Source organism: Acetobacterium wieringae (assembly GCF_026646375.1).
Lineage (GTDB): Bacteria > Bacillota > Clostridia > Eubacteriales > Eubacteriaceae > Acetobacterium > Acetobacterium wieringae_A.
In genome coordinates this window covers 44,173-69,365 of record NZ_JAIPPU010000002.1, presented here as the reverse complement: position 1 = coordinate 69,365, position 25,193 = coordinate 44,173, and the positions used below count along the sequence as shown (strand labels likewise).

21 protein-coding genes are annotated in these 25,193 nt (G+C 43.3%); 18 read left to right on the top strand and 3 right to left on the bottom strand.

Annotated features, from left to right (window positions below):
• The first annotated feature begins 24 nt into the window (after positions 1-24).
• Positions 25-1,224: an MFS transporter gene (locus Q7P33_RS02020; protein ID WP_303866981.1), complete on the top strand. Its 1,200-nt coding sequence runs from the start codon at positions 25-27 to the stop codon at positions 1,222-1,224.
• Positions 1,225-1,331: 107 nt separating this feature from the next.
• Here the strand turns inward: Q7P33_RS02020 and Q7P33_RS02015 are convergent, their stop codons facing one another.
• Positions 1,332-2,486 (bottom strand): 1-deoxy-D-xylulose-5-phosphate reductoisomerase, encoded by a 1,155-nt coding sequence (locus Q7P33_RS02015; RefSeq protein WP_369693277.1) that lies wholly within the window; start codon positions 2,484-2,486, stop codon positions 1,332-1,334.
• A 228-nt stretch (positions 2,487-2,714) separates the two neighbouring features.
• Between Q7P33_RS02015 and Q7P33_RS02010 the strand changes: the two genes are divergently transcribed.
• The 11 genes from Q7P33_RS02010 to Q7P33_RS01960 all read left to right on the top strand — a co-directional run bounded on the left by Q7P33_RS02010 (position 2,715) and on the right by Q7P33_RS01960 (position 17,749).
• Positions 2,715-3,863, top strand: coding sequence for an iron-containing alcohol dehydrogenase (locus Q7P33_RS02010; protein WP_303866979.1), 1,149 nt, complete (start codon positions 2,715-2,717; stop codon positions 3,861-3,863).
• A 252-nt stretch (positions 3,864-4,115) separates the two neighbouring features.
• Positions 4,116-5,345, top strand: a complete 1,230-nt coding sequence (locus Q7P33_RS02005; protein WP_303866978.1) for a murein hydrolase activator EnvC — start codon at positions 4,116-4,118, stop codon at positions 5,343-5,345.
• 380 nt (positions 5,346-5,725) lie between these two features.
• Positions 5,726-6,415, top strand: coding sequence for a cell division ATP-binding protein FtsE (gene ftsE / locus Q7P33_RS02000; RefSeq protein WP_070371876.1), 690 nt, complete (start codon positions 5,726-5,728; stop codon positions 6,413-6,415).
• The gene (gene ftsX, locus Q7P33_RS01995) at positions 6,381-7,322 is read left to right on the top strand and encodes a permease-like cell division protein FtsX (RefSeq protein WP_303866977.1); all 942 of its coding nucleotides are present in this window, start codon (positions 6,381-6,383) and stop codon (positions 7,320-7,322) included. The genes ftsE and ftsX overlap by 35 nt, the downstream gene beginning before the upstream one ends.
• Before the next feature lie 36 nt (positions 7,323-7,358).
• Positions 7,359-8,528 carry a murein hydrolase activator EnvC gene (locus Q7P33_RS01990; protein WP_303866976.1) on the top strand — a complete coding sequence of 390 codons (1,170 nt, stop codon included), beginning with the start codon at positions 7,359-7,361 and terminating at the stop codon, positions 8,526-8,528.
• A gap of 102 nt (positions 8,529-8,630) precedes the next feature.
• Positions 8,631-9,830 carry a S41 family peptidase gene (locus tag Q7P33_RS01985; RefSeq protein WP_303866975.1) on the top strand — a complete coding sequence of 400 codons (1,200 nt, stop codon included), beginning with the start codon at positions 8,631-8,633 and terminating at the stop codon, positions 9,828-9,830.
• Between the two features lie 150 nt (positions 9,831-9,980).
• On the top strand, positions 9,981-11,957 hold the full coding sequence (gene uvrB, locus Q7P33_RS01980; protein ID WP_303866974.1) for an excinuclease ABC subunit UvrB: 1,977 nt from the start codon (positions 9,981-9,983) through the stop codon (positions 11,955-11,957).
• 161 nt (positions 11,958-12,118) lie between these two features.
• Positions 12,119-14,926 (top strand): excinuclease ABC subunit UvrA, encoded by a 2,808-nt coding sequence (gene uvrA / locus Q7P33_RS01975; protein ID WP_303866973.1) that lies wholly within the window; start codon positions 12,119-12,121, stop codon positions 14,924-14,926.
• Positions 14,927-15,202: 276 nt separating this feature from the next.
• Positions 15,203-15,427 carry a ferrous iron transport protein A gene (locus Q7P33_RS01970; protein ID WP_303866971.1) on the top strand — a complete coding sequence of 75 codons (225 nt, stop codon included), beginning with the start codon at positions 15,203-15,205 and terminating at the stop codon, positions 15,425-15,427.
• A gap of 84 nt (positions 15,428-15,511) precedes the next feature.
• A complete protein-coding gene (gene feoB / locus Q7P33_RS01965) occupies positions 15,512-17,533 on the top strand; it encodes a ferrous iron transport protein B (protein WP_303866969.1) in 2,022 nt (673 codons plus the stop codon).
• Between the two features lie 51 nt (positions 17,534-17,584).
• Positions 17,585-17,749 carry a FeoB-associated Cys-rich membrane protein gene (locus tag Q7P33_RS01960; RefSeq protein ID WP_303866965.1) on the top strand — a complete coding sequence of 55 codons (165 nt, stop codon included), beginning with the start codon at positions 17,585-17,587 and terminating at the stop codon, positions 17,747-17,749.
• 82 nt (positions 17,750-17,831) lie between these two features.
• On the opposite strand, the gene Q7P33_RS01955 is transcribed toward Q7P33_RS01960, so the two are convergent.
• Together Q7P33_RS01955 and Q7P33_RS01950 are read right to left on the bottom strand one after the other, a co-directional pair.
• Positions 17,832-18,032 (bottom strand): cold-shock protein, encoded by a 201-nt coding sequence (locus Q7P33_RS01955; RefSeq protein WP_070371881.1) that lies wholly within the window; start codon positions 18,030-18,032, stop codon positions 17,832-17,834.
• Between the two features lie 295 nt (positions 18,033-18,327).
• Positions 18,328-18,576, bottom strand: coding sequence for a hypothetical protein (locus Q7P33_RS01950; RefSeq protein WP_070371882.1), 249 nt, complete (start codon positions 18,574-18,576; stop codon positions 18,328-18,330).
• 118 nt (positions 18,577-18,694) lie between these two features.
• Here Q7P33_RS01950 and uvrC point away from each other — a divergent pair, with 118 nt between their 5' ends.
• From uvrC to Q7P33_RS01920, 6 genes are all read left to right on the top strand, one after another.
• On the top strand, positions 18,695-20,530 hold the full coding sequence (gene uvrC, locus Q7P33_RS01945; protein ID WP_303866960.1) for an excinuclease ABC subunit UvrC: 1,836 nt from the start codon (positions 18,695-18,697) through the stop codon (positions 20,528-20,530).
• A gap of 83 nt (positions 20,531-20,613) precedes the next feature.
• Positions 20,614-21,588, top strand: a complete 975-nt coding sequence (hprK, locus tag Q7P33_RS01940; RefSeq protein ID WP_303866958.1) for an HPr(Ser) kinase/phosphatase — start codon at positions 20,614-20,616, stop codon at positions 21,586-21,588.
• 36 nt (positions 21,589-21,624) lie between these two features.
• Positions 21,625-22,392: a phosphatase gene (locus Q7P33_RS01935; RefSeq protein ID WP_303866956.1), complete on the top strand. Its 768-nt coding sequence runs from the start codon at positions 21,625-21,627 to the stop codon at positions 22,390-22,392.
• A gap of 48 nt (positions 22,393-22,440) precedes the next feature.
• Positions 22,441-23,319 (top strand): DegV family protein, encoded by an 879-nt coding sequence (locus Q7P33_RS01930; protein WP_303866954.1) that lies wholly within the window; start codon positions 22,441-22,443, stop codon positions 23,317-23,319.
• Positions 23,320-23,388: 69 nt separating this feature from the next.
• Positions 23,389-24,459 carry a peptide chain release factor 1 gene (gene prfA, locus Q7P33_RS01925; protein ID WP_303866951.1) on the top strand — a complete coding sequence of 357 codons (1,071 nt, stop codon included), beginning with the start codon at positions 23,389-23,391 and terminating at the stop codon, positions 24,457-24,459.
• A 270-nt stretch (positions 24,460-24,729) separates the two neighbouring features.
• The gene (locus tag Q7P33_RS01920; protein ID WP_070371888.1) at positions 24,730-25,119 is read left to right on the top strand and encodes a 4Fe-4S binding protein; all 390 of its coding nucleotides are present in this window, start codon (positions 24,730-24,732) and stop codon (positions 25,117-25,119) included.
• Positions 25,120-25,193: the final 74 nt, after the last annotated feature.

Below are 25,193 nucleotides of genomic sequence, written 5' to 3'. Positions count from 1 at the left end.
ATTTAGAGTCGAAAGGAAAACAAAATGGAAAAAAATAATAACAGTAGTTTATGGGTTCAGATTGCAGCATTGTCGGTAGCATTACTGATGTATACAACCAGCATGACGACACCAGCATTAGCCGAAATTGCAAAAGCATTTCCGGATGCAGCACCGGAGACAATTAAATTATTATCAACTATTCCTTCGCTGATGATGGTGTTCTTTGCCCTGATTTCCGGTAAGTTAACCCAATACATAAGTATTAAGAAGATTATTTCCATTGCGATGGTTTTAATTTTTATTGGTGGGATTCCATCAGCATTTGTTGGAGATCTGCAATTTATGATAGTTATGAGGTTTGTCTTCGGAGCTGGATACGGTTTGGTTTTCCCAATGGCATCGGCGGTTATTACTGACCTCTTCTCCGGGCAACAGGCGAACAAGCTGATGGGCTTCAAAAGTGCAGTTGGTGCTGCGGCAGGAATGGTTTTCCAGATGATGGGTGGCATGTTGGCCGCTTATAATTGGCGTTTTTCATTTCTTGGTTTTTTATTGGTGATTCCAATTGCGCTGATTATCTGGTTTAAACTTCCGGATACCGGGGTCAAAAAACCGGAAAAAGTTGACGATTTGGCGATAAAAGAAAAGAAAGTAACAACGATGACCTTCATTTTAGCAGTTGCTTGTGGGTTGGTTAATATGGTCCAATTCAGTTTTATGACAAATGTTGCCATGGTCATGAAAGCCGATGGAATTGGTAATGCTACGCAATCGGCTACGGTTCTGAGTATTTTTACGGCTTCAGCTTTTGTGGTAGGATTGCTCTATGGAAGCATTGCCAAAAGATTAAAACAATATAGTGCTTCATTTGGTGTTTTGTGTGTGGGATTGTCTTTTGTGATTTTGCTCTCAGCGAACAGTCTGACATTGCTCATACTGGGTGCCATTATTTTCGGTATTGGATTTGGAACTTTTAACCCTGCGATTGTAATGGCTGTAGCTGCCAGTGCAACAAGCCCGAAATATGCGGCGGTGGCCATTTCAATTTATGTCAGTGGAACCGGGATTGGACAATTTCTATCACCTTATGCTCTGAAATTTTTACGTGAGACATTTAACTTGACATCAGCACGAGCAGACTGGCAAATTGCAGCACTTACGTTAATACTTGGCAGCATTATTTCAATGGTTTTGGTAGCCGTAAAAATTAAAAATAGTGTCGAGATCAAACAAACGGTTTAATAAGGGATTGGCAGCAAAAAAAAGAGACAGTAGTAAACAGTTACTACTGTCTCTTAAGTTGTAGAAGATGTCACGCAAAGGAAGCGGCTTATCTGGATAGTAAGTAATTAGTGATAAGCTTGTGAAATTTCTCGGGCCCAGGCATCCACTGCCAGCACATCATCAAGATTGGGACGGGCAATTACCTGATGCTGTTCCATCACCTGCCGGTTGATTCGGGGAATATCCAGAAACTGGATTTCCTGATTTAAAAATCGAGACACTGCAATCTCATTGGCAGCATTAAGGACACAGGCCATGGTGCCACCAGTTTCCAGGGCATCATAGGCCAACTGCAAGCAGGGAAAGGCGATTCGATCAGGTTCTGCGAAGGTTAGTTCACGAATCAGGCTAAAGTCCAGAGATGGTCGATTGTTGGCAACCCGTTTGGGATAAAAAAAAGCGATTTGAATCGGTAGAGCCATATCTGGCATGCCCAATTGGGCGATGGTGGAATGATCGATAAATTCCACCATTGAGTGGATAATGCTTTGAGGATGAACCACCACGTCAATCTGATTATTGCACAGATTAAAGAGCCATTTAGCTTCGATGACTTCAAGCCCCTTGTTCATCAGGGTCGCTGAATCAATGGTAATTTTCTTTCCCATTGACCAGTTGGGATGCTTCAAGGCCTGGGCCAGAGTAACCGACTCCAGCTGTTTGGGGGTATATCCCCGGAAGGGCCCGCCGGATGCGGTAATAATAATCCGGTCAATTTCTTCATGCTTATTCCCCATCAGACATTGAAAAATGGCACAGTGTTCACTGTCAACCGGAAGCAGTGAAACCCCGCTGGTGGCGACTGCATCCATCACAAGCTGGCCACCAGCTACCAGTGTTTCCTTATTAGCCAGAGCAATGTCAATACCCGCATCAATGGCGGCAAGAGTCGGTTGCAGACCAATCATTCCAGATACCGCCGTGAGCAGTAGATCATTTTCCGATGCTGTGGCAACTGCAATCAGGCCTTCTAAACCAGTCACCACTTCCACCGCTAAACCTCTTGTTTTAAGGCGCTTTTCCAGAATTAGTGCAGAATCGCTATCCATCACACAGACAATCCGGGGCGAATAGGTGACAATCTGTTTTTCCAGCAGTTCAATGCTGGTATTGGTGGTTAAACCGACAATATTTAAAGCGTTGCTGTTTTCAGAAACAACTTCCAGAGCCTGGGTTCCAATTGAGCCAGTTGACCCAAGAATACTGATGTTTTTCATAATTACCTCTTCAAAACGTAGTTCAATCAATTTTATAAAATCATATAATAGTATTCTTAAAAATAAGAGATAAATCATAAGAAAAGCCGTTTATTATTTATTGTGTTCGGTTTATTCCATGTTATTGATCAATCATTTCAATAATGTATCTCAAACAAGAAAAAATTTCCATTTATTCAGCCATTTCGATGGCATATAATCATGTAAACGAATAATTTTGGAGGTGTTCTTATGGCAAGAACCTATTATTTTCCACCAGTAGTCATTATGGAACCGGGAGCAATTGAACTGATTGCGCCAGAGATCAAACGTATGAACGTGAAAAAAGCCTTAGTTGTAACCGATAAGGTACTTGTTGAAGCAGGTATTGTTCAAGATGTACTCAATGTATTAGATGGAGCAAAAGTTCCGTATGCCTTATTTTCAGATGTTAAACCCAACCCTACTGTTGCCAATGTAAATGCTGGTCTTCAGGCTTTACAGGAAAATGAATGCGATTTTGTCGTCAGTATCGGCGGGGGATCGCCCCAGGATACCGCCAAAGGAATTGCCATTCTGGCTACCAATCCCGGGGATTTACGGGATTACGAAGGCGTTGGCAAAACTGCCAATAAATCCCTGCCAATTGTGGCGATTAATACCACCGCCGGAACCGCCAGTGAAGCGACCATCAATTATGTTATCACTGATGAAGAGCGTAAACTCAAAATGGTTATTGTTGATCCCAACTGTCTGGCAACCGTAGCGGTCAATGATCCGGTTTTAATGCTCAAAATGCCAAAATCATTAACGGCTGCCACCGGTATGGATGCGTTAACGCATGCCATTGAAGGTTATACCACCGCCGGTGCTTCACGATTCACCGATCTTTTTAATCTCGAAGCCATCAAAGCCATTTCTGGTAGCCTAAGACAGGCCGTTGAAGATGGTGATGATTTGGATGCCCGGGATGCCATGGCTTATGGTCAGTTTGTCACCGGGATGGGATTCTCGAATGGCGGATTGGGAATCGTCCATTCTATGGCGCACCAGTTAGGCGGATTCTATGATTTGCCTCATGGGGTTTGCAATGCCATTTTGTTGCCTTATGTTACGGCATTTAATGCTGACGCTGTTGGTGATCGACTAAAAGATGTTGCCCAGGCGATGGGTGTCGATACCAGTCGTCGTGAGCCGAAAGAAATCAATATCATGGCCATCGATGCCATAAAAAAACTATCCAAAGATGTGGGGATTCCGGCCGGACTAAAAGAAATCGGAGTCAAAGAAGAAGATTTCAGTGAATTGGCTGATCTGGCACTGGCCGATATTTGTACCGGTGGTAATCCCAAATGCCCAACCAAAGAAGACGTGATTGCTATCTATAAAGCAGCTTTTTAAGTCAAAAATTTCAACATAAATATTAAAAAGACATTCTGAATTTTTAGAGTGTCTTTTTTTACTATGAAATATAAATCAAAAAACATCGCATTATTAAACATTTTATACAAAATATTTTCAAGTTATTTTATTGTTTTTGTTTTAATTACGACAGGATTATGGTATAATACAACCGTTACAAAAATAATAAAATTACTAGGAAAGTAACAACTAGACAGGGTCACAATTATATAATTGTGGGAAAGGGGAAAAATGAAAAAACATCGAGTTGTATCAGGTATCGTTACTGGTTCCCTGGTTTTGGCATTTTTAACAGCACCCGTCAATGCGGCTTCGTTAACCGAGCAGTTAGCCCAAAGCAATGCTCGACAGGCAGCAGCAAAGTATCAAGTCGACATGACTCAGAATACCATCAATGGGATTGAGGACGAAATCGGCAAAGTCAATGAAGAGGTAAACCGGATCAATGGAATAATCGGTGCAATCAATGCCGATATATCTTCCATTGAAGCAAATATTGCAAAAAAACAGGAAGAGCTGAAAATTGCTGAGGCCAAGAAGCAAGAACAGGAAGCAGCCATGAGCGATCGGGTTCGGGCGATGTATATGTACGGCAACGGCAGTATCATGGAATTTATTTTCTCAGCTTCAGATTTCTCGGATTTTATTACAAAATTAGATATGTCCCGTTACATTATGACGGCAGACAAGGACTCCCTGAATGCTCTGGAAGAAACGAAAAAAGTGATCGATGAAAAGAAGCTGAGCATTGAGGCAGATCGATTAAAAACAGTAGCGAAAAAAACCGAACAGGAAGTTGTACTAACTCAACAGGAAGAAGTTTTGGCTCAAAAGGATCAGCTATTGGCCCAAAACCAGGCAGCCTTAGAAGAATACAAGGCCATTGAAGCAGCTGAAGCAGCTACTTCAGCAGATATTGAAGGGCAGTTACAGGTCTATTATGAACAACAGCGGGCCACCGCTGAGCAGGCAGCTCAAAATAACGGCAGCACCGGTGCGACGGATGGCTCGGCAGGTGGTGATACGACCAATACTGGCGGTGGCGACACATCCGGTGGCGGATCAACGGCGCCTCCGGTATATTCCAGCTCGTATGTCTGGCCTTGCGATGGCAATATTACCAGTGAATTTGGCTGGCGAATCCATCCCATCTGGGGTGATTCCCGCTTCCATGCTGGCGTCGATATTGGCGCATCAACCGGGACACCGGTGGCCTGTGCCGGAAACGGAACTGTGATTTCAGCCGGTTGGAATGGCGGTTATGGAAACTGTGTCATTGTTGATATCGGCAATGGTTTGTCGGCAGTATATGCCCATTTAAGTGCAATTAATGTATCATCAGGCGAAACGGTTGCGGCCGGTCAGACCGTTGGAGCGGTTGGCAGCACTGGCGACTCAACAGGTGCTCATCTTCATTATGAAGTGCGTTTGTATGGATCACCAATTAGTCCCTATATTTAGAATTAATTTTTCCAACCGTTACACGGTATATATGATGAGAAAAGATGAACAACGTCTTTTCTCTTTTTATTTTGCCAATTGAATTTCTTAAATCAATAGAAAAACAGGGATTCGGACGAATTTCGATACATTTGTTACAAAATATTTATTTTTTTAATGAAATTATTCAAAAAGTATGCTAAAATGAATACAGTTTCAAATGAGGAATGATTTGAAGGCCAAAAAACGGACCAATACCCGGAAGTCTTTTTCAATTAACATTCTTTTGATTAAAATAATCTTAACTTGTCAAAAAACATTTAAGCAGAAAATAGGATAGCGCGTGTTAAAATGCCCTGTCAAAGCAAGCGAATGATAAGTAAATTAGGAGTGGCTAAGATATGATCGAATTTAAAAATGTAACCAAGGGTTACGATAAAAACAAGAGCGATGCGCTTAAAAACGTCAGCCTCTTTATTGATAAGGGTGAGTTTGTCTTTCTGGTGGGTCGAAGTGGGGCCGGAAAATCAACATTTATTAAGCTTCTTTTAAGAGAGATTGAAGCGACAGAAGGTTCAGTATACATTAATAATTTTAATGTCTCAAAATTGTCAAAAAAAGAAATCCCTTTCTTAAGACGAAAAATGGGGATTGTCTTTCAGGATTTTCGGCTGCTGGAAAACAAAAGCGTCTATGAAAATGTGGCCTATGCCATGGAAATAATCGGAAAATCTGAAAAGCAGATCCAGAAACGGGTGCCGTTGGCTCTGGATATGGTTGGCTTATCCCATCGGATGAACCACTATCCCCATGAGTTATCTGGTGGTGAGCAACAGCGGGTGGTTATTGCCCGGGCGATTATTAACAACCCCTCTATTTTGATTTGTGATGAGCCGACCGGAAACCTTGATCCCGAAACATCCTATGAGATTATCAGTATTCTGGAAGAAATCAACCGTAGAGGAACAACTGTGGTGGTGGTTACCCATGACCGGGAAATCGTTGATACCATGAAAAAACGGGTTTTGACATTGGAAGACGGTGTTCTCAAAGTAGATGACGCGACAGGTAGGTACGGATATGAAGTTTAGTTCCATTAAAACAATGCCCAAAAATGTTGTCCGGGATACCTTAAAAAGCATTGAACGAAATAACCTGATGAGTGCGGCTTCGGTGCTGTCGGTAATTGCTGCGTTGATTATCCTGGGGATTTTTCTGATCTTAACCATCAATGTTCAGGAAGTGACCAAAGATGTGGAATCGAAACTGGAACTGAAAATCTTTCTCCAGTCCGATTTTACCGACACTCAAAAAGCAACCATAGAACAGGCTTTGGAGAAAAGTGACCTGATTGAAGAAGTTACCTTTGAAAGTGCCGAAGAAGCTTTGGAAAAGTTCACCGTCAGTCTGGAAGATTATGCGCCGCTGCTCAGTGGTTATAATTCAGAAAACAACCCAATGCCGGCATCCTTTGTTGTCCGGGTGACTGATCCGGATGATATGGATGAAGTTCAAACTCTGGCCATGTCGTTTGAAGGCCAAGGGGTTGAGTACGTCCGATATGGTCAGGAATATGTGGAAGCACTGGTGAGTTTCAATAAATTTACCAATACTTTAAGTATAGTGGTATTGGTGGTGTTATCAATGATTTCCATCTTTATTATTTACAATACGATTAAATTAACCGTTTTTGCAAGACGACGGGAAATTGGCATTATGAAATATGTGGGTGCAACCAACGCCTATATCCGGGCGCCGTTCATTCTGGAAGGGACGCTGTTGGGGTTGATGGGAGCCATTGTTGCTTTCCTGATTATTCGGATCACCTATTATTATATTTTGGGATTAGTTGGCGGAAATTTATTTTTGCCAGTGGATGCCAGTTTGGCTTCTCCCGATGCAGTGATGGGACAATTGATTTTCTTCTACCTGATTTACGGAGGGTTTATCGGTGCCGTTGGTAGCGTATTTGCGATTCGCAAATTCTTGGATGTATAAATGATTAGACTTGGTCAAACACAGGAGGATTGTTGGATGACAAAAAAACATATTATTTCAGGCATAGTGGGTATGATGGTGACATTGGGGATACTGATATCTCCGGTTAATGCTGCATCCCTGACCGAACAGCTGGCAGAAAGTAATCAAAAACAGGCGGCTGCACAATACCAGATTGACATGACCCAGAATACGATTGCTGGTATCGAGGCCGAAATCGGCAAGGCCAACGAAGAAATGAGCCGGATCACGGGCGTCATTGATAAAATTAATTCTGAGATAGCCGTATTGGAAGCGAACATTGCCAAAACTCAGGAAGAACTCAATATTGCCGAAGCCAAACGGAAAGAACAGGAAGAAGCCATGAACGAACGTGTCCGTACTATGTACATGTACGGAAATGGTAGTATGTTGGAGTTTTTATTTACTTCATCCGATTTTGCCGACTTTGTCACCAAGGTTGACATGTCCCGCTATATCATTGAATCGGATAAGGCATCATTGGACGCTTTAGCTGAAACAAAGAAAATAATCGATGAAAAGAAAGCTAAAATTGAGGCCGACCGGCTGCAGACAGTTTCTAAAAAAACTGAGCAGGAAACGGCCTTAGCCCAGCAGCAGGAAATTAAAGCTCAGAAAGACAGTCTCTTGGCCCAAAACCAGGCGATCGTCGCTGAGTATCAGGCAATTGTGGCGGCTGAAGCAGCCAACGCAGCGAGCATTGAAGCTCAGGTTCGGGAAATGATGGCAGCCCAGGCAGCCGCTTCTGGCGGGTCAACCACTGGTGGCAGCACGACCTTTGTCCCATCAAACGGAACCTATCAATGGCCGTGTCCGGGCTATTATCCATCCGCCGATGATGATTTCTTTGGCACCCGGTTACACCCCATCTGGGGTGACTACCGGACCCATTATGGCGTTGATATGGGTGCACCATCCGGAACACCAATACTGGCCATGGGGAACGGTTCGGTTTTATCAGCCGGCTGGAATGGTGGTTATGGAAATTGTGTAATTTTGGATTTAGGCAACGGCCTTCAGGCCATGTATGCTCATATGAGCGGAGTTGCTGTATCGGCAGGTCAAACTGTCAATAAAGGCGATGTCGTTGGTTACGTCGGCTCCACTGGTAATTCCACCGGTGCGCATCTCCATTTCGGCGTACTTTCCGGCGGATCATTTGTTGATCCTTTAGGATATTTTTAAGCGAAACATTGTAGACTATAACGAAAGAACAGGAGAAAAGAATCATGATTCTTTTCTCCTGTTTTATTTGTATAATAATAAAATTTAGGATAAGGTGAAAACATGGAAAATAAGTCAAAAAAAGCCAAGCTCATCGTGGTAATTGTGGTGTTGATCATCACAAATATCATCACCTTCACAGTGGCCACAACAAGCAATTATCTGGTCGGCAATAAGTTGATTGTGACGGTTGACAGCAGTGAAACGGCCGCTGGGATTAAAAAACTATTGGCACTAAAAGAACAGATTGATCTGGAGTATTATAAGGATGTTGATAACACCACATTAATTGATGGGGCCATCAAGGGGATGTTTGACAGTCTGGGTGATCCCTATAGCAGTTATTTTACATCCGAAGAATTTAAGAAATATATGGAATCAGCCACCGGCGTATATGAAGGCATTGGGGTTGTGGTGACAGAAGATGATCAGGGCGTGACATATGTAATTGCCCCACAAAAAGACACACCGGCTGATCAGGCCGGGATAAAAACGGGCGATAAAATTATCAAAGTAGATGGAGAAGATGTCAGTACGATTGGCTCAGATGCAGTGGTTGCCAAGGTAAAGGGGCCAGCAGATACCACCGTTAATATTACCCTTTTGCGTGGCGAGGAAGTCATTGATATGCAATTAGTACGCAAAGTCATTGAAGCAAAAACGGTGGAATCCCGGGTGATCGGCGATAAAGGCTATATCCAGATCAGTGAATTTACAGATAAAACCGCAGACGATTTTGATACTCAGCTGAATGAATTGCTGGCTCAGAATATTACCGGTCTGGTGATTGATTTGCGTAGCAACCCCGGTGGTGGCGTAAAAGAAGCGGTGGAAATTGCTGACCGGATTCTGGGTGAAACCCTGGTTGTTTATACGGTTGATAAAAACGGCAATAAAACTGAGTATACCTCGGATGGCACGGAACAGCTTAGCCTACCAATGGTTGCCCTGGTGGATGGTGGAACGGCAAGCTCGGCTGAAATATTGGCTGGAGCCCTCCAGGATACGGGTGCTGCCCAGCTGATCGGCACCAAGACTTTTGGCAAGGGGATTGTTCAGGAAATCATCAGTCTCACCGATGGCGGAGGCTTTAAGGTGACCAACTCTGAATATTTCACTCCCAATGGCAACAACATTCACGAAAAAGGGTTAGAACCGAATAGTGTGATTGAAGCCACCGACTTTATGAAAAATAATTTTTTCACCGACGAAGAAGATGTTCAGCTGCAAAAAGCCTTACAGGTTCTCAGTGGAACTAATTAGAATTTATGAGCATGCCGTGACGGCATGCTTTTTTTAGTTGAGAGGAATAATTAAGATTTTATTAAATGATAAGGATTATTGTTTGCCATTAAAAAAAAGCTGTGATAGAATAATGGAACGAATGTTCATCGAATTGATTGGAGGGTGCTGATGAAAGATATGAAGCATGCATTTAAGGTTGTCTCGGAATACGAACCCAAGGGCGATCAGGGTCCGGCCATCGAAAAAATCGCCAACGGAATCAAGGCGGGATTAAAGTATCAAACCTTATTGGGTGTCACTGGCTCCGGAAAAACTTATACCATGGCCAAGGTGATTGAAGCGGTGCAAAAGCCGACCTTGGTGATTGCTCATAATAAAACTCTGGCGGCTCAGTTGACCAATGAGTTTCGGAGTTTTTTTCCGGACAATGCGGTGGAGTATTTTGTCAGCTATTATGATTATTATCAGCCGGAAGCTTATGTACCGCATTCGGATCTATTTATCGAAAAAGACTCATCCATCAATGACGAGATTGATAAATTGCGTCACTCTGCTACAGCAGCTTTATTTGAACGCCGGGATGTCATTGTGGTTGCCAGTGTGTCCTGTATTTATGGACTGGGGAGTCCTTATGATTATGAAAATTTGATGCTGTCACTTCGTCCGGGGATGGAAAAAGATCGGGATACGATTATCCGTAAGCTGGTGGATATTCAATTCACCCGAAATGACATTGCTTTTGAGCGGAATAACTTTCGGGTTCGCGGCGATATTCTGGAAATATTTCCTTCGGCTTCATCCAATAGGGCGATCCGACTGGAATTTTTTGGGGATGAAATTGAACGGATTACTGAGATTGACACCCTGACCGGGGAGATTTACGGGGAGTTGAACCATGTCTCGATTTTCCCGGCTTCTCACCATACGACCACCCCGGAAAATCTGGAACGGGCGATTGCTGGCATTCAGCAGGAACTGCGGCATCGCTATGATGAGTATACTCAAAACAATCGTCTGGTGGAAGCCCAGAGGATTCTTCAACGAACCAACTACGACATTGAAATGCTCCGGGAAATGGGCTATTGCAACGGTATTGAGAATTATACCCGCTACATCAACGGACTGCCCCCAGGATCACCACCCTATACCCTGATCGATTATTTTCCCAAGGATTTTCTGATGATTGCCGATGAGTCCCATGTCTCGATTCCCCAGATTGGCGGAATGTATGCCGGGGATAGAGCCCGTAAGAGTAACCTGGTGGACTATGGCTTCCGGCTGCCTTCAGCCTATGATAACCGCCCCTTGAATTTTTCCGAATTTGAGAGCAAGATCAATCAGATTGTCTTTACAACGGCAACCCCTAGCAAATATGAAAAAGAACACAACCAAAATACCGTTGAGCTGATTATCCGGCCGACCGGTCTGATCGATCCGGAAATCACAGTTCGCCCGGTTGCCGGTCAGATCGATGACCTGCTAGGTGAAATCAAATTGACCACCGGCAAGGGCAATCGGGTACTGGTCACCACGTTAACAAAGAAAATGGCTGAAGATCTAACCGACTACCTCAAAGAAAATGGTGTCCTTGTGAACTATCTGCATTCGGATGTGGATACCATTGAGCGAATGAAGATTCTAAGGGATTTACGGTTGGGTACCTTTGAGGTGCTGGTGGGCATCAACCTACTCAGGGAGGGGCTTGATCTGCCGGAAGTCGGTTTGGTGGCGATTTTGGATGCTGACAAAGAAGGATTCCTGCGATCAGAAACGTCTTTAATTCAAACGATTGGTCGGGCAGCTCGTAATCTGGATGGTCATGTCATCATGTATGCAGACAAGATGACGCCCTCGATGGATCGGGCCATTAGCGAAACCAATCGCCGCCGGGATATTCAAAGCGCCTACAACGAAGCCCATGGGATTACCCCCAGTTCGGTCAAAAAAGATATCCATGCTGTTATCGAGGCGACCAAGGTGGCCGAGGAAGCGGCAACCTATGCAATTGGTGATGAAGCCTTGGATATTGATGTAAAGATTAAAGAACTGGAAGTAGAAATGCTGACTGCGGCCGAAGCTCTGGAGTTTGAACGGGCAGCTAAACTGCGGGATGAAATTCATCATCTGAAAAATTACCGAAGATAGCTTAAGTTGATGGTATGACGAGATGACTGAGACTGAATTTTAGTTGTTTTTTATTTGCAGTGTCGGCTAATATCGGACAACAGATGTACCAGACCATGACAGAATGGTGTTTTTCCATTTAATAATTCATGCGGTAATATAAGGAGAGAGTAAACACAAATATGAAATATATCGAAATAAAAGGTGCCAAAGAGCACAATTTAAAAAACATTAACTTAAAAATACCCCGGGATCAGCTGGTGGTATTCACCGGGCTTAGTGGCTCGGGGAAGTCCTCGCTTGCCTTTGACACCATTTATGCCGAAGGACAGCGCCGTTACATGGAGTCGCTTTCTTCCTACGCCCGGCAGTTTCTGGGGCAGTCCCAGAAGCCCAATGTGGAAAGCATTGACGGTTTATCCCCGGCAATTTCGATTGACCAGAAAACCACTAATCGTAACCCCCGTTCTACGGTAGGGACAGTCACCGAGATTTATGATTATCTGCGATTGCTCTATGCCCGGATTGGGATTCCCCATTGCCCCAAGTGCGGCAAGGTGGTACAATCGCAATCGGTGGATCAGATAGTCGACAGCATCATGGCGCTACCGGAAAAAACAAAATTTCAGATTCTGGCACCGGTAATCCGGAAGGAAAAGGGACAGCATAAAAAGATCATCGATCACATCAGAAAAGAAGGCTTTGTCCGGATCATTGTTGATGGGGAGGCGATGGAAGTTACCGATGAAATTAATCTTGATAAAAATAAAAAGCACACCATTGAAGTGGTGGTGGATCGTCTGGTGGCGAAGGAAAACCTTGGCAAACGGTTGACCGACTCACTGGAAATTGCCCTGAAGCTATCTGGTGGTCTGGTGATCTGTGATGTGATTGGCGGCGAGTCACAGCTTTTTAGCGAAAAACTGGCCTGTGCCGATTGTGGCATTGCCATGGACAAATTGGAGCCCCGGACGTTTTCGTTTAATAATCCCTTTGGAATGTGTCCGGATTGTCACGGTCTGGGATTTCATCAGGAAGTGGATCCGGATTTACTGATTCCCGATAAAAGTTTATCGATTGCCAACGGGGCCATCAAATTCTTTGGTTTAAAGAGTGATTCCAAGTATTATTACAATCTGATTAAGGCGCTGGCCAAAAAACACCAGTTTGATATTGAGTTACCCCTGGAAGATGCCAGCGAGGCATTTTTACAGGCGCTTCTTTATGGCAGCGACGAGGTTCTGGAAATCGCCTATGAAGGTAAGTTTTCGGGAACCTATAGCTCCACCTTTGAAGGACTGATTAAGAACATGGAGCGACGTTACCTGGAAACGACCTCGGAGCGGATGCGGTCGTTAATTGAGCGCTATATGTCCGAAACCCCATGTCCCACCTGTAATGGCAAGCGGCTCAATCCCACCAGTCTGGCAGTAACAATTCATGATCGAAATATCATCGAAATTACCGATATGGCCATTGGTCAATTGCTTGATTTTTTTAAAGCTCAGACCATGACTGACCGGGAAATGATGATTGGCGAGTCGATCTTTAAAGAAATTGAGGCCCGGCTCACCTTCTTGAAAAATGTCGGACTGGAATACCTGACCCTATCCCGGAATGCTGGTACGCTTTCGGGTGGTGAATCCCAGCGGATTCGGTTAGCCACCCAGATAGGCTCGGGTCTGGTGGGGGTATTATATGTTTTGGATGAACCCAGTATTGGTCTCCATCAACGGGATAATCAGAAATTGCTGGAAACGCTGCGGCGCTTAACCGACTTGGGAAATTCACTGATTGTGGTGGAACACGACGAGGAAACCATGCAGGCTGCTGACCACATTGTCGATATTGGCCCGGGGCCCGGGGTTCACGGTGGCCAAATTGTCGCACAGGGAAGCCTTTTAGACATTATGGCAGTGCCGGAGTCGATCACTGGCCAGTATTTCAGTGGTAAGCGCTTTATCCCGATTCCGCAAAAGCGCCGGGAAGGAAGCGGAGAGATGATAAAGATTGTCGGTGCCCGGGAGAATAACTTAAAAAACCTGGATGTCGATTTTCCGCTGGGAAAATTTATCTGTGTAACCGGAGTTTCCGGATCCGGTAAAAGCACGCTGATCAATGAGATTTTATACAAGGGAATTTCTCAGAAACTGTATCGCAGCCTGAAAAAACCGGGAAAATATACCCGTATCGATGGGGTTGAATTCATCGATAAGGTAATCGATATTGATCAGTCACCGATTGGCAGAACCCCCCGCTCCAATCCAGCCACCTATACCGGGGTCTTTGACCTGGTTCGGGATCTGTTTGCCAAAACCCCGGAAGCCAAGGCCAGAGGTTATCAGAAAGGCCGATTCAGCTTTAATGTCAAAGGTGGCCGTTGTGAAAAATGCAGCGGTGACGGGATTATTAAAATTGAAATGCATTTTTTGCCGGACGTTTATGTACCCTGTGAGGTCTGCGGCGGCAAGCGCTATAACCGGGAAACCCTGGAAGTCAAATACAAGGGCAAAAACATTGCCGACGTACTGGATATGACGGTGGAGGAAGCCCTGGAATTTTTTGGCAATATTCCTAAAATCAAAGAAAAGCTCCAAACCCTCTACGATGTCGGTCTCAGTTATGTAAAATTGGGACAGCCATCGACCCAATTATCTGGTGGAGAAGCCCAGCGGGTAAAATTGGCCACTGAATTAAGTAAGCGCAATACCGGTAAAACTCTCTACGTTCTTGACGAGCCTACCACTGGTTTGCATATTGCTGACGTCCATCAGCTGATTAATGTCATCCAGCGGCTGGCTGACAGCGGTAGCACGGTGGTCGTTATTGAGCACCAGTTGGATATGATCAAAGTGGCCGATCATATCATCGATCTTGGACCGGAGGGGGGCGATGGTGGCGGCACCATTATTGCCATCGGGTCTCCTGAAGAAATCGCCCGAGAGCCCCAATCCTATACCGGCCAGTATCTCAGGAAAATCTTGCCGTAATTGATAAAAAAGCTAACCCAGTACCGACACTGGTTCGATCATGGTGTGTCTCCAGGTCATTGGTCGGTATGAAGGTTTATCGACTAAAAAAGAATGCTGTTTTCAGCGTTCTTTTTTAGATACGTTTAAAAAATGCTTAAGACCAGAAAAAGTTACTGACTCTAATTGACAATGAATTTCAATTAGAGTATAATAAAGCTAACAAAAAGAAAGTCATCTTTAACAAATGATGACGGTTACCATAAATATAAAACAAGAAGAATAGAAGGTGTGTTTATGTTTACGTTGAAAGATTTAAGACCAGGTCAGAAGGCATGTGTTGGTTCGATTGCTGTGGAAGGTTTAATGCGTCGTAAACTCATGGACATGGGTGTGACACCAGGGGTAGAGATTCAAGTTAATAAAACAGCTCCATTTGGGGATCCCATAGAGGTTCGCCTGAGAGGTTATTCCCTCAGCCTTCGGAGAAAAGATGCTGAAAATATTTTAATGGTTCAGTAATAAACGCTAAAACCACCTTTTGAGGTGGTTTCGTTGTTTAAAAGAGTAATCAGCATTTGTGAAAAAGGGAAATGAGGAATGGAAATGAAATATAAAATTGCGTTGGTGGGAAATCCCAACTCAGGAAAAACGACGCTGTTTAATTGTCTCACCGGCAGTAATCTCTACGTGGGGAATTGGCCAGGGGTAACGGTTGAAAAAAAAGAGGGAGATTTGAGAGGCACCAGTAAGGACATGACCTTGGTGGATTTGCCGGGTATTTACTCACTGGCACCGTACTCGATGGACGAGATCGTCTCCCGAAATTTTTTGCTGGATGAACGGCCAGATCTGATTATCAATATTATTGACGCTTCCAACATTGAGAGAAATCTGTATTTGAGCACCCAATTGATGGAACTCAATTGTCCGATGGTGGGAGCGCTGAACATGATGGATGTGGTCAAGAAAACCGGGGTGGAGATCGATGTTCGGGAGATGGAAAAAATCTTCGGTTATCCGTTTATTGAAATATCGGCACAGAAGGAAACCGGCATTGACGAATTGATCAAAGTGGTTGAAAAAACTGTTGATATTCAACGACTTAAAGAATTTCCGCAGATCTTTCCGCCGGATATAATGACCGTATTTAATGAATTTGATGCGCTTATTCAGAATAAATATCCCGAGCTTTTACCCGATTACCCACGGTTATTCCGGGTCATTAAACTAATCGAAAAAGATGAAGAAGTGCTCCTGAAAATTGATAAAAATATTGAGTTGTTAGCAGATATCGGTATCGCAAGAAAAAAAATCGAAATGCTCTCAAATCATGATGTCGACAGTGCCATTGCCGATTATCGTTATCGCTTTATCACCGATGGGATCAACAAGGCAACAAAAAAAACCAAAGAGCAGAACACCCCTTTTCAGGAGCGACTGGATCGGGTGCTGATGAACCGCTATGCTGCCCTGCCGATTTTCTTTTTCTTTATGTTTGTGATTTATTATGTATCAATTACCTTGGTAGGTGAAATTACTATTGGTGGGATTGAGTGGTTTATCAATGATGTGCTGATGGTAACGGTGGCTGCTGGTCTGGGAAGCTTGGGAGCAGCAGATTGGATCATTGCCCTGATCAATGACGGTATTATTACCGGAGTTGGCGCAGTATTGACTTTCGTACCACAGTTGGTGGTGCTGTTTATTTTCATCTCCATTCTTGAGGACAGCGGTTATATGGCCCGGGTTGCCTTCATTATGGATCGGATTTTTCGACATTTCGGTTTATCTGGTAAATCCTTTATCCCGATGGTGGTGGGATTGGGATGTTCGGTGCCGGGAGTAATGGCTACCCGAACCCTGGAAAATGAACGGGAGCGGAAGCTGACGGCGGTTCTGACCCCGTTTATCTCCTGTGGGGCCAAGATGCCCATCTATGTTTTGATGGCGTCGGTGTTTTTTGTTGAATATCAGACCCTGCTGGTATTCTCTCTCTATCTGGTTAGCTTGACGGCAGTTTTCACATCCGGATTTGTGCTGTCGAAAACCTGGTTTAAGGGAGCCGATTCCGGTTATCTGCTGGAGATTCCGCCGTTACGATTGCCAAAGCTTAAGAATACCGCCACTCAGGTATGGCAACGAACCAAAGAATTTATTGTCCGGGCCGGAACGATTATATTTGCGGCTTCAGTGGTGCTGTTGTTTTTGCAGAGCTTCACCCCGGATCTTCAAATGGTTCAAACTCCGGATGAAAGCTTTTTAGCGGCATTCGGCAAAATCATTGCACCAATCTTTATCCCACTGGGTTTTGGCAACTGGGTCGCTTCGGTAGCGCTATTAACGGGTATTGCCGCCAAAGAAATGATTATCAGTACCATGAGTGTGCTTTTGTCTGGTCAGGAAGGCAGCTTTACCGAAGCGATCAGTCTGATCTTTACACCGGTTTCCGCCTACAGCTTCGTGATCTTTGTTTTACTGGCATCGCCGTGTATGGCCGCCATTGCCACCATGAAAAAAGAATTGGGAAGTTGGCGTGATTTTATTTTTGCATTGGCTTATCAAATTGGGTTGGCCTATACCATTGCTTTAATTGTCTATCAGGTTGGCAGTCGAATTTTTGGCTAATTCAGCAGTGGACGCATTGTATCAGTGTAATAAAAGAAAGAAGGGATAAAAATGATTACCTGGATTTTAGCAGCATTAATTTTGGGTGCGGCGGGTTATATAATTTTCAAAAAAGCAAAAAAAATGAAGGCCGGAGATTTTTCCTGCGAGGGCTGCAAAGGTGGCGACGGTTGCCCAAGCTGCCATCTTAAATCAGAGTCGCCTAAAGAAGATTAATAATTGGTCGGTATGGTGTTAAGTAGTGAGCAAGAAAAAAGCCCCACCAGCGCAGCTGGTGGGGCTTTCTAAAAAGACTTAATTATGCAAGAAAAACGTTGGTAGCCTGTAAGCCACGATCCGTTTTTTCAGTATCAAAGGTAACGCGTTGTCCTTCAACTAGGCTCTTACGACCGTCAGCAATAATTGCTGAGAAATGGACAAAGACATCGTTGCCGCCATCCACTGAAATAAAACCAAATCCTTTTTCGTCGTTAAACCATTTTACTGTACCATTATTCATTTTTGGTACCTCCTAAATATTAATTGTAAATCGTAATGCAAAAACAAAAACACATATTTTTGCAAATCATCTCAACGTAAAAATGACTTGCAAAAATATGTGAAATCAATAAATACACTTTAATTCCTTTTTATTATAGCACCTGACGCAGGTCACTGTCAATTTATTTAACAAACACTTTAGAAATTAAAGGAATCGTCGCAAATAACGCATCAGGTCTAGGTAAAGATCAACAAAAGAACGGATCCAACTTGTTTTGGGAACAAGTTGGATCAAAAAAAGCTGATCTCAAGATTTATGTGGTACAATAGCTATTGAAGTCAATGGACTCATATTTTCTTTTTAATAAATCTTTCGCTTCCTTTAAAACTTCTTTTTCTGATAGTGGAAGTCTTATCTCACGTATTTCGATGATTTTGAAGGGATTGTCTTTTATTGATTTTGTCAGGGTAAATCCGCCATAAATTTTCGGAACAATCTTCACTTCGAAATTACCGAATGAAATCAGGGTATTGTGGCCATCTACAGTTATTTTTTCAAACATGGTAACACTTCCTTTCTGTATAATAATCGGATGTTTAAAAAAGTAATATTATTATACCAAAATGTGGGTACGAATAAACAAAAAATTCCAAAAAAATATTTATTTAAGGTTGATGTCTATGTATGATAAAGAGAAATTAAAAGATCTGCCCCAGAACCCCGGGGTTTACATAATGCGAAATAAACCAGGTGAAATAATTTATGTTGGGAAAGCCATTAATCTGCGCAATCGAGTGCGGCAGTATTTCCATTCGATCAGTCAACTGACGGCCAAAACAGCAGTTTTGGTATCTCACATCGAAACCATTGAGACGATTGTTACCGATTCGGAAATGGAAGCGTTGATTCTGGAATGTAATCTGATAAAAACCCATCATCCCCGTTATAATATTCTGCTGAAAGATGACAAAAGTTATCCCTGGATTCGGCTTACGGTTAATGAAGAATATCCCCGGATTCTGATGACCCGGGAGTATAAAAAAGATGGAGCGAAATACTTTGGACCCTTTACCAGTTCATATGCAGTAAAAAATACCATTGAAGCAATTTTAAAGATCTATCCCCTAAAAACCTGCAACCGTCAGGTTGCTTATGGCAAAAAGTCCGGTCGGCCTTGCCTGAACTACCATATCGGCCAGTGTCAGGCCCCCTGTCAAGGGAATGTATCGATAGAAAAGTACGCCAAGGACATCCAGTCAATTCTGGATATTTTAAATGGTCGACATCCGGATTTGCTTAAGGATTTAAGCGATAAAATGACAACTGCCGCTTTAGCGCAGAATTATGAAGAGGCGGCTAAATATCGGGATCAAATTGCTGGGATTGAGCATATTGTCGAAAAGCAGAAAATCAGTTCCAGCACCAGACAGGATCAGGACTTTATTGGGTTTGCCGTAAGTGAGAATCTGGGATGTGTTCAGGTTTTTCATGTTCGGGAAGGGAAGCTGATGGGGCGCGATCATTTTTTTCTCGAAGATATTGGAGAGGTCAGTTCCCGGGAAGTTTTAGAGAGCTTTGTTAAACAATATTATGCCAGTTGTGGGTTTATTCCCCGGGAAATAATTTTAAAAGAGTCGCTGGAAGACAAAAAAGTCATCGAAGAATGGTTGGGGAATCTGGCCGGTAAAAAAATTGAAGTATTATCACCGCAACGGGGACAGAAAATAAAAATGTTGGAAATGGTGGCGGATAATGCCGATCTGGCTTTGAAACAGCAGCTGCTGGAAAAACGGGAAAAAGAAATTCGCTCTAAAAGTCGCCTGGTTGGACTTCAGGAGCTACTTGGTTTAACCCGGCCGCCCAGTCGCATTGAGGCCTATGACATTTCCAATATCGGCGGCACCAATAATGTCGGTGGTATGGTGGTGTTTGATGATGGCAAGCTCAACAAGAAAGCCTGTCGTCGTTTTAAGATTAAGTCTGTGGAAGGACAAAACGACTATGCCAGTATGCAGGAAATGATCTTCAGACGGATGGAACGGGCCATGAAAGCCCCAGAAGGTAATAACTTTCTACCGTTGCCGGAAATCATGATGATCGATGGCGGTAGTGGACATGTCAACGCAGCAGAAAGCATTGTTTCGCTCTATCCGATGGAGATTGCGGTGTGCGGATTGGTTAAGGATGATCACCATCGACTTCGGGGAATTTTTTTTAAGGGGACTGAATATCCGATTAAAAAGGCTACCCCGTTGGGAGTTTTTCTGTTTGAAATTTCTGAAGAGGTGCACCGCTATACCCTGGGTTACCATCAGATTTTAAGAAAAAAAGAAATGCTGGCTTCTCAGCTGGAGGAAATACCCGGTGTTGGAAAAAGACGCCGGGAGGCCCTAATGGCTCATTTTGGACAGGTGGAGAGAATCAAAAAAGCCACGCTGGAAGAACTCCAGGCGGTTCCTGGGATGCAGGTGAAAACAGCCCAGGCGATTTTTACGTATTTTAAAAACAAGACATAAAAAAACTTTTAACAATGGAAACTTTGAGGTAGAATAACTTGAGTAGACTAATCAGCAGTAAATCAATGAAAAGAGATAGAAGAATGAATGGCAAAGTAAATCTGGATGATTTTTGTAAAGAAATTAAACTTGAAAAAATTTATTATCAGTCAACGGAATTGGATCTGTTAAACAGCGGGATCAACCGACCCGGGCTACAGCTTCATGGTTACTATGAACACTTTGATTCCAAACGAATTCAGGTTATTGGTAAGGTGGAAGTCTCCTATTTACTGGATCTGGATCCAGCGGTGCGAAAACAGAAAATTGATGACTTTTTTTCCTATGATTTTCCCTGTTTTATTGTTTGTTGGGATCAGGATGAGACCCATCTGTTTGAAGAAGCGGCTCAAAAATATGGTCGAACCCTCTTAAAGAGCAGAGTAACCACCACCACTCTTTTTTATGATCTGGTCAATTATATTGACCAGCTCTCAGCCCCCCGGATCAGCTTACATGGGGTTCTGGTTGAGGTTTTTGGGGTAGGGGTACTGATTACTGGGCCCAGTGGCATTGGTAAGAGCGAAACAGCGCTGGAAATTGTTAAACGGGGGCATTGTCTGATTGCCGATGATGTAGTTGAGGTTAAACGGATTCGGGATGGTCACCTGATGGGAACTGCTCCGGAACTGCTTCAGCATTTTATGGAAATTCGCGGCATCGGAATTATTGATGTTAAAACCCTCTATGGCGCCAGAGCCGTGAAGCGGGACGTCGAAATTGATATGGTTATTCGTCTGGAGAATTGGGATGAACGCTCACCTTATGACCGCCTGGGTCTGGATGAACAAACCTTGGATATATTGGGAATCGAGGTGCCGGAAGTGATGATTCCCGTATCGGGAGGTCGAAATCTGGCCTGTATCATTGAAACCGCCGCCATCAATAATCGAACGAAGGAGTATGGCTATCATTCTGCCCAGGTTTTTTGTGATCGGGTTGCCCATCAGAATGACCTGGAAGTGCAGAAACGGGAAGCCAAGAAAAAACTGGAAGAAAAAAAACCAACCGACGATTAGGATAGTTCAAGAAATACATAGAAATGAGATATGAAAATGAGAAAGTATGTTTTAGATGCTCATACCCACACGATTGCCTGTGGGCATGCGTATAACACCGTCACCGAATTAATTAATGCGGCCGCACAAAAAAATCTGGAAATGATCTGCATAACCGAACACGGTCCAGATTTACCCGGAGCGCCAACGCCGTTGTTTTTTGCCAATTACCGGGTGATCCCTGGAAAAATAAACAATGTCCAGTTGCTAAAAGGGATTGAAAGCAATATCATCGATGCGGACGGTAGCACGGATATTCCGATGGCATTTATTGACTCGCTGGAAATTATTTCTGCGTCACTTCACACACCCACTTTTAAACCGCAAACAAAAGCGATTAATACCGGGGCGGTATTGGGAGCCATTGCCAATCCCCAGGTTGACTTTATTTGCCATCTCGGCAATCCTACCTACGAACTCGATTACGAGGCGATCTTGCAGGATGCTAAAAAATATAACACCTTGATTGAAATAAACAATGGCTCATTTTTTATCCGAAAGGGTTCCAAGCCGAATTGCGAGTGGATTGCCAACCGCTGTAAAGAATTGGAGATACCAATTATTATTGGGAGTGATACCCACTTTGCCTCAGATATTGGTGATTTTCCCTATGTCGATAAGGTTTTGGATGCAGTTGGTTTTCCCGATGAGTTGATTATTAATCTGGAGAGTAAACGGCTAATTGATTATCTCGAAAGTAAGGGGCGGGTTCTTTTTGCTGATCCCCGGGAGTATGCCCAAGAATTGTTTTTGATAAATGACTAATTTTATGATAAAATAAGCTTTTAAATCAAGTGGGAAAGGATACAAAGGATGAGAATAAAAATCATAACCGATTCTGCCTGTGATATACTTAAAAGCGATCAACAAAAATTTGACATTGAAATCATGCCAGTTTATGTGGTCGAAGATGAAACAAATTATCGTGATGGGATTGATATTTCACCTGAAATTGTTTGTGACAAGATGCGTAAAGGGGTGCGTTTTAAAACATCTCAAATTCCCTATGGGGATTTTTATAAGCGATTTGAAGAGTTAATTGCTGAAAAACAGCCATTTATTTATCTGGCCTTTTCCAGTGGGCTGTCCGGCACCTACCAGGCAGCGGCGTTGGCAGAACGGGATCTAAAAGAAAAGTATCCCGAGGCGGTCTTTCATGTCGTTGATACCAGGGCGGTTTGCTATGGACTGGGGCATATTGTCTACGGGGCGGCAAAAGCGGCAGCGGAAGATTGCAGTATGGACGAGCTGATGCTGCGGATTAATTATTACGTTGATCATGTTAAACATGTTTTTACGGTGACGGATCTCCAATATTTGTATCGCGGTGGCCGATTGAATAAGGGGACCGCCATAATCGGGAATATGCTTAACATCAACCCCTTATTGGAAGTCAGTAAGGCCGGAGAATTGCAGCAAATTGACAAGGTCAGAGGTGAAAAGAAGCTGATAAAAAAAATGGTCGATTATTTGGAAGAAAACGGTGATCAGATGGATCGGCAAACCATTGGCATCAGTCACGCTGATAATCCCGAATTAGTCGATTTGTTTGTCAAAATGGCCGGTAAGCGATTGAATAATGATCGATTTAAAATTGTTCCCCTTGGTTCGACGGTTTTGACACATTCTGGTCCGGGAACTTTGGCCGTTTTTTTCTTCGACGAATGGAAGGAAGCGTTTCAATTTGAGTAGTGTCAAACGAAAACAAGCCAATGGGAATTAAAATTATAAAAATTCAATTAAATAAAATTAAGGAGCACCATGTTAGATAAGTTAGATTTTTTAGCAGAAAAGTATGCTGAATTAAATGAAAAGATCAGCGATCCCGAAGTGATTGCTGATCAGAACCAGTGGAAGAAACTGGTTAAGGAGCACGCTCATATTGAACCGATCATCCAAAAATACAATCAGTTTTCCGATACCTTGACAGCTATTGACGATACCAAAGAGATGCTGTCTGATAAACAACTGGAAAAAGACTTTAAAGAAATGGCTGAAGCAGAGTTGGACGAACTGTCTAAAAAGAAAGTGGAGCTGGAAGAGGAACTGAGAGTTCTGCTACTACCTAAGGATGCCAATGATGATAAAAACGTTATTGTAGAAATTCGGGCCGGAGCTGGTGGCAGTGAGGCAGCCCTGTTTGCCGGAGATCTTTTTAGAATGTTTACCCGTTATGCTGAGCGGCAAGGCTGGAAAAGTGAGATCATGAGTTCCAGCATTCCTGACATCGGGGGAATCAAGGAAATCATTTTTGCCATTGAAGGGACTGGGGTATACAGTCGACTGAAATACGAAAGTGGGGTTCATCGGGTACAACGGATTCCCAGTACCGAGTCTGGTGGTCGAATTCATACCTCAACCGCTACGGTGGCAGTGTTGCCGGAGGCTGAAGACGTCGAAATTGAAATTGGCGCCAATGATTTGAGAGTAGATGTCTATCGTTCTTCTGGAAATGGTGGGCAAAGTGTCAACACCACTGACTCGGCGGTTCGGATTACGCATATTCCCACGGGGATGGTGGTCACCTGTCAGGATGAAAAGTCCCAACTGAAAAATAAAGATAAAGCGCTGAAAATTTTAAAAGCCAGACTTTATGAAATAGAACAGCAGAAACAGCAAAGTGAAATTGCCGAAAACCGGAAAAGCCAGGTCGGCACGGGTGACCGTAGTGAGCGGATTCGAACTTACAATTTTCCCCAGGGACGGATATCCGATCACCGCATCAATATGACTGTTTATCAACTGGATGCGTTCCTCGACGGCGACATTGATGAAATGGTCAATGCCCTGATCACCAACGACCAGGCTGAAAAACTGAAACAGCATTTATAATCAGTGAAAGAAGCTTTTCCAATTGGGAGAGCTTTTTTTGTTGCAGGGAATTAATTGATAAAAAATTAACCTTATTTAGAAAGAGTACTGGTAAAGAGCTGTAATATTTTATCAGTGGGAAGAAGATTAATAAAGTAACACGATAAATACCTATAAAAATTCCGGATTAGGTTGACATTTTCGGGCTTTATCAGTAGAATGAAAATCAGTTGAAAAAATTCAAACAACAATTTGATCAAACGATCAAATTGTCCTTAAGGAGGAGTAACAATGAAAAAAGTAGTCGTAGCAGATCAGTCAGCATGTGTCAAATGTTTAGGTTGTGAATTAGCATGTGCAAACGCATTCTACAAAGAACCAGTTTCAGAATTGGCTTGTATTCGCATCACCGAAAAAGAAGATGGTAGCCCAAAAACGTTGGTATGTGTTCAATGTGGTAAATGTGCAAAAGCATGTGAAGCTGGTGCCATCACTCAAAATGCCAAAGGTGTATACATGATCAGTAAAAAATTATGTGTAAACTGTGGAAAATGTGTTGAAGCATGTCCATTTGGCGTACTGGTTAAATCAGAAGATCGGGATGTCCCATCAAAATGTATCGCCTGCGGTATCTGTGTTGAAGCATGTCCACAAGACGTATTGGCAATTAAAGAAGCTTAATTTTAATTTATCACTCAAAAATGATCCCTGTTCGAAAACCTTCGAACAGGGATCATTTTTTTGAGACATAAAGG

What these genes read in the sequence shown, in the direction of transcription:
- uvrC (WP_303866960.1), top strand. Translation starts at nt 18,695, where the DNA reads ATGTATGATAAAGAGAAATTAAAAGATCTGCCCCAGAACCCCGGGGTT.
- prfA (WP_303866951.1), top strand. Translation starts at nt 23,389, where the DNA reads ATGTTAGATAAGTTAGATTTTTTAGCAGAAAAGTATGCTGAATTAAAT.
- Q7P33_RS01930 (WP_303866954.1), top strand. Translation starts at nt 22,441, where the DNA reads ATGAGAATAAAAATCATAACCGATTCTGCCTGTGATATACTTAAAAGC.
- Q7P33_RS01935 (WP_303866956.1), top strand. Translation starts at nt 21,625, where the DNA reads ATGAGAAAGTATGTTTTAGATGCTCATACCCACACGATTGCCTGTGGG.
- Q7P33_RS02005 (WP_303866978.1), top strand. Translation starts at nt 4,116, where the DNA reads ATGAAAAAACATCGAGTTGTATCAGGTATCGTTACTGGTTCCCTGGTT.
- Q7P33_RS02010 (WP_303866979.1), top strand. Translation starts at nt 2,715, where the DNA reads ATGGCAAGAACCTATTATTTTCCACCAGTAGTCATTATGGAACCGGGA.
- hprK (WP_303866958.1), top strand. Translation starts at nt 20,614, where the DNA reads ATGAATGGCAAAGTAAATCTGGATGATTTTTGTAAAGAAATTAAACTT.
- Q7P33_RS01990 (WP_303866976.1), top strand. Translation starts at nt 7,359, where the DNA reads ATGACAAAAAAACATATTATTTCAGGCATAGTGGGTATGATGGTGACA.
- Q7P33_RS02020 (WP_303866981.1), top strand. Translation starts at nt 25, where the DNA reads ATGGAAAAAAATAATAACAGTAGTTTATGGGTTCAGATTGCAGCATTG.
- Q7P33_RS01955 (WP_070371881.1), bottom strand. Translation starts at nt 18,032, where the DNA reads ATGAATAATGGTACAGTAAAATGGTTTAACGACGAAAAAGGATTTGGT.
- ftsX (WP_303866977.1), top strand. Translation starts at nt 6,381, where the DNA reads ATGACGCGACAGGTAGGTACGGATATGAAGTTTAGTTCCATTAAAACA.
- Q7P33_RS01950 (WP_070371882.1), bottom strand. Translation starts at nt 18,576, where the DNA reads ATGTTTGAAAAAATAACTGTAGATGGCCACAATACCCTGATTTCATTC.
- Q7P33_RS01960 (WP_303866965.1), top strand. Translation starts at nt 17,585, where the DNA reads ATGATTACCTGGATTTTAGCAGCATTAATTTTGGGTGCGGCGGGTTAT.
- Q7P33_RS01920 (WP_070371888.1), top strand. Translation starts at nt 24,730, where the DNA reads ATGAAAAAAGTAGTCGTAGCAGATCAGTCAGCATGTGTCAAATGTTTA.
- ftsE (WP_070371876.1), top strand. Translation starts at nt 5,726, where the DNA reads ATGATCGAATTTAAAAATGTAACCAAGGGTTACGATAAAAACAAGAGC.
- Q7P33_RS01970 (WP_303866971.1), top strand. Translation starts at nt 15,203, where the DNA reads ATGTTTACGTTGAAAGATTTAAGACCAGGTCAGAAGGCATGTGTTGGT.
- feoB (WP_303866969.1), top strand. Translation starts at nt 15,512, where the DNA reads ATGAAATATAAAATTGCGTTGGTGGGAAATCCCAACTCAGGAAAAACG.
- uvrA (WP_303866973.1), top strand. Translation starts at nt 12,119, where the DNA reads ATGAAATATATCGAAATAAAAGGTGCCAAAGAGCACAATTTAAAAAAC.
- Q7P33_RS01985 (WP_303866975.1), top strand. Translation starts at nt 8,631, where the DNA reads ATGGAAAATAAGTCAAAAAAAGCCAAGCTCATCGTGGTAATTGTGGTG.
- uvrB (WP_303866974.1), top strand. Translation starts at nt 9,981, where the DNA reads ATGAAAGATATGAAGCATGCATTTAAGGTTGTCTCGGAATACGAACCC.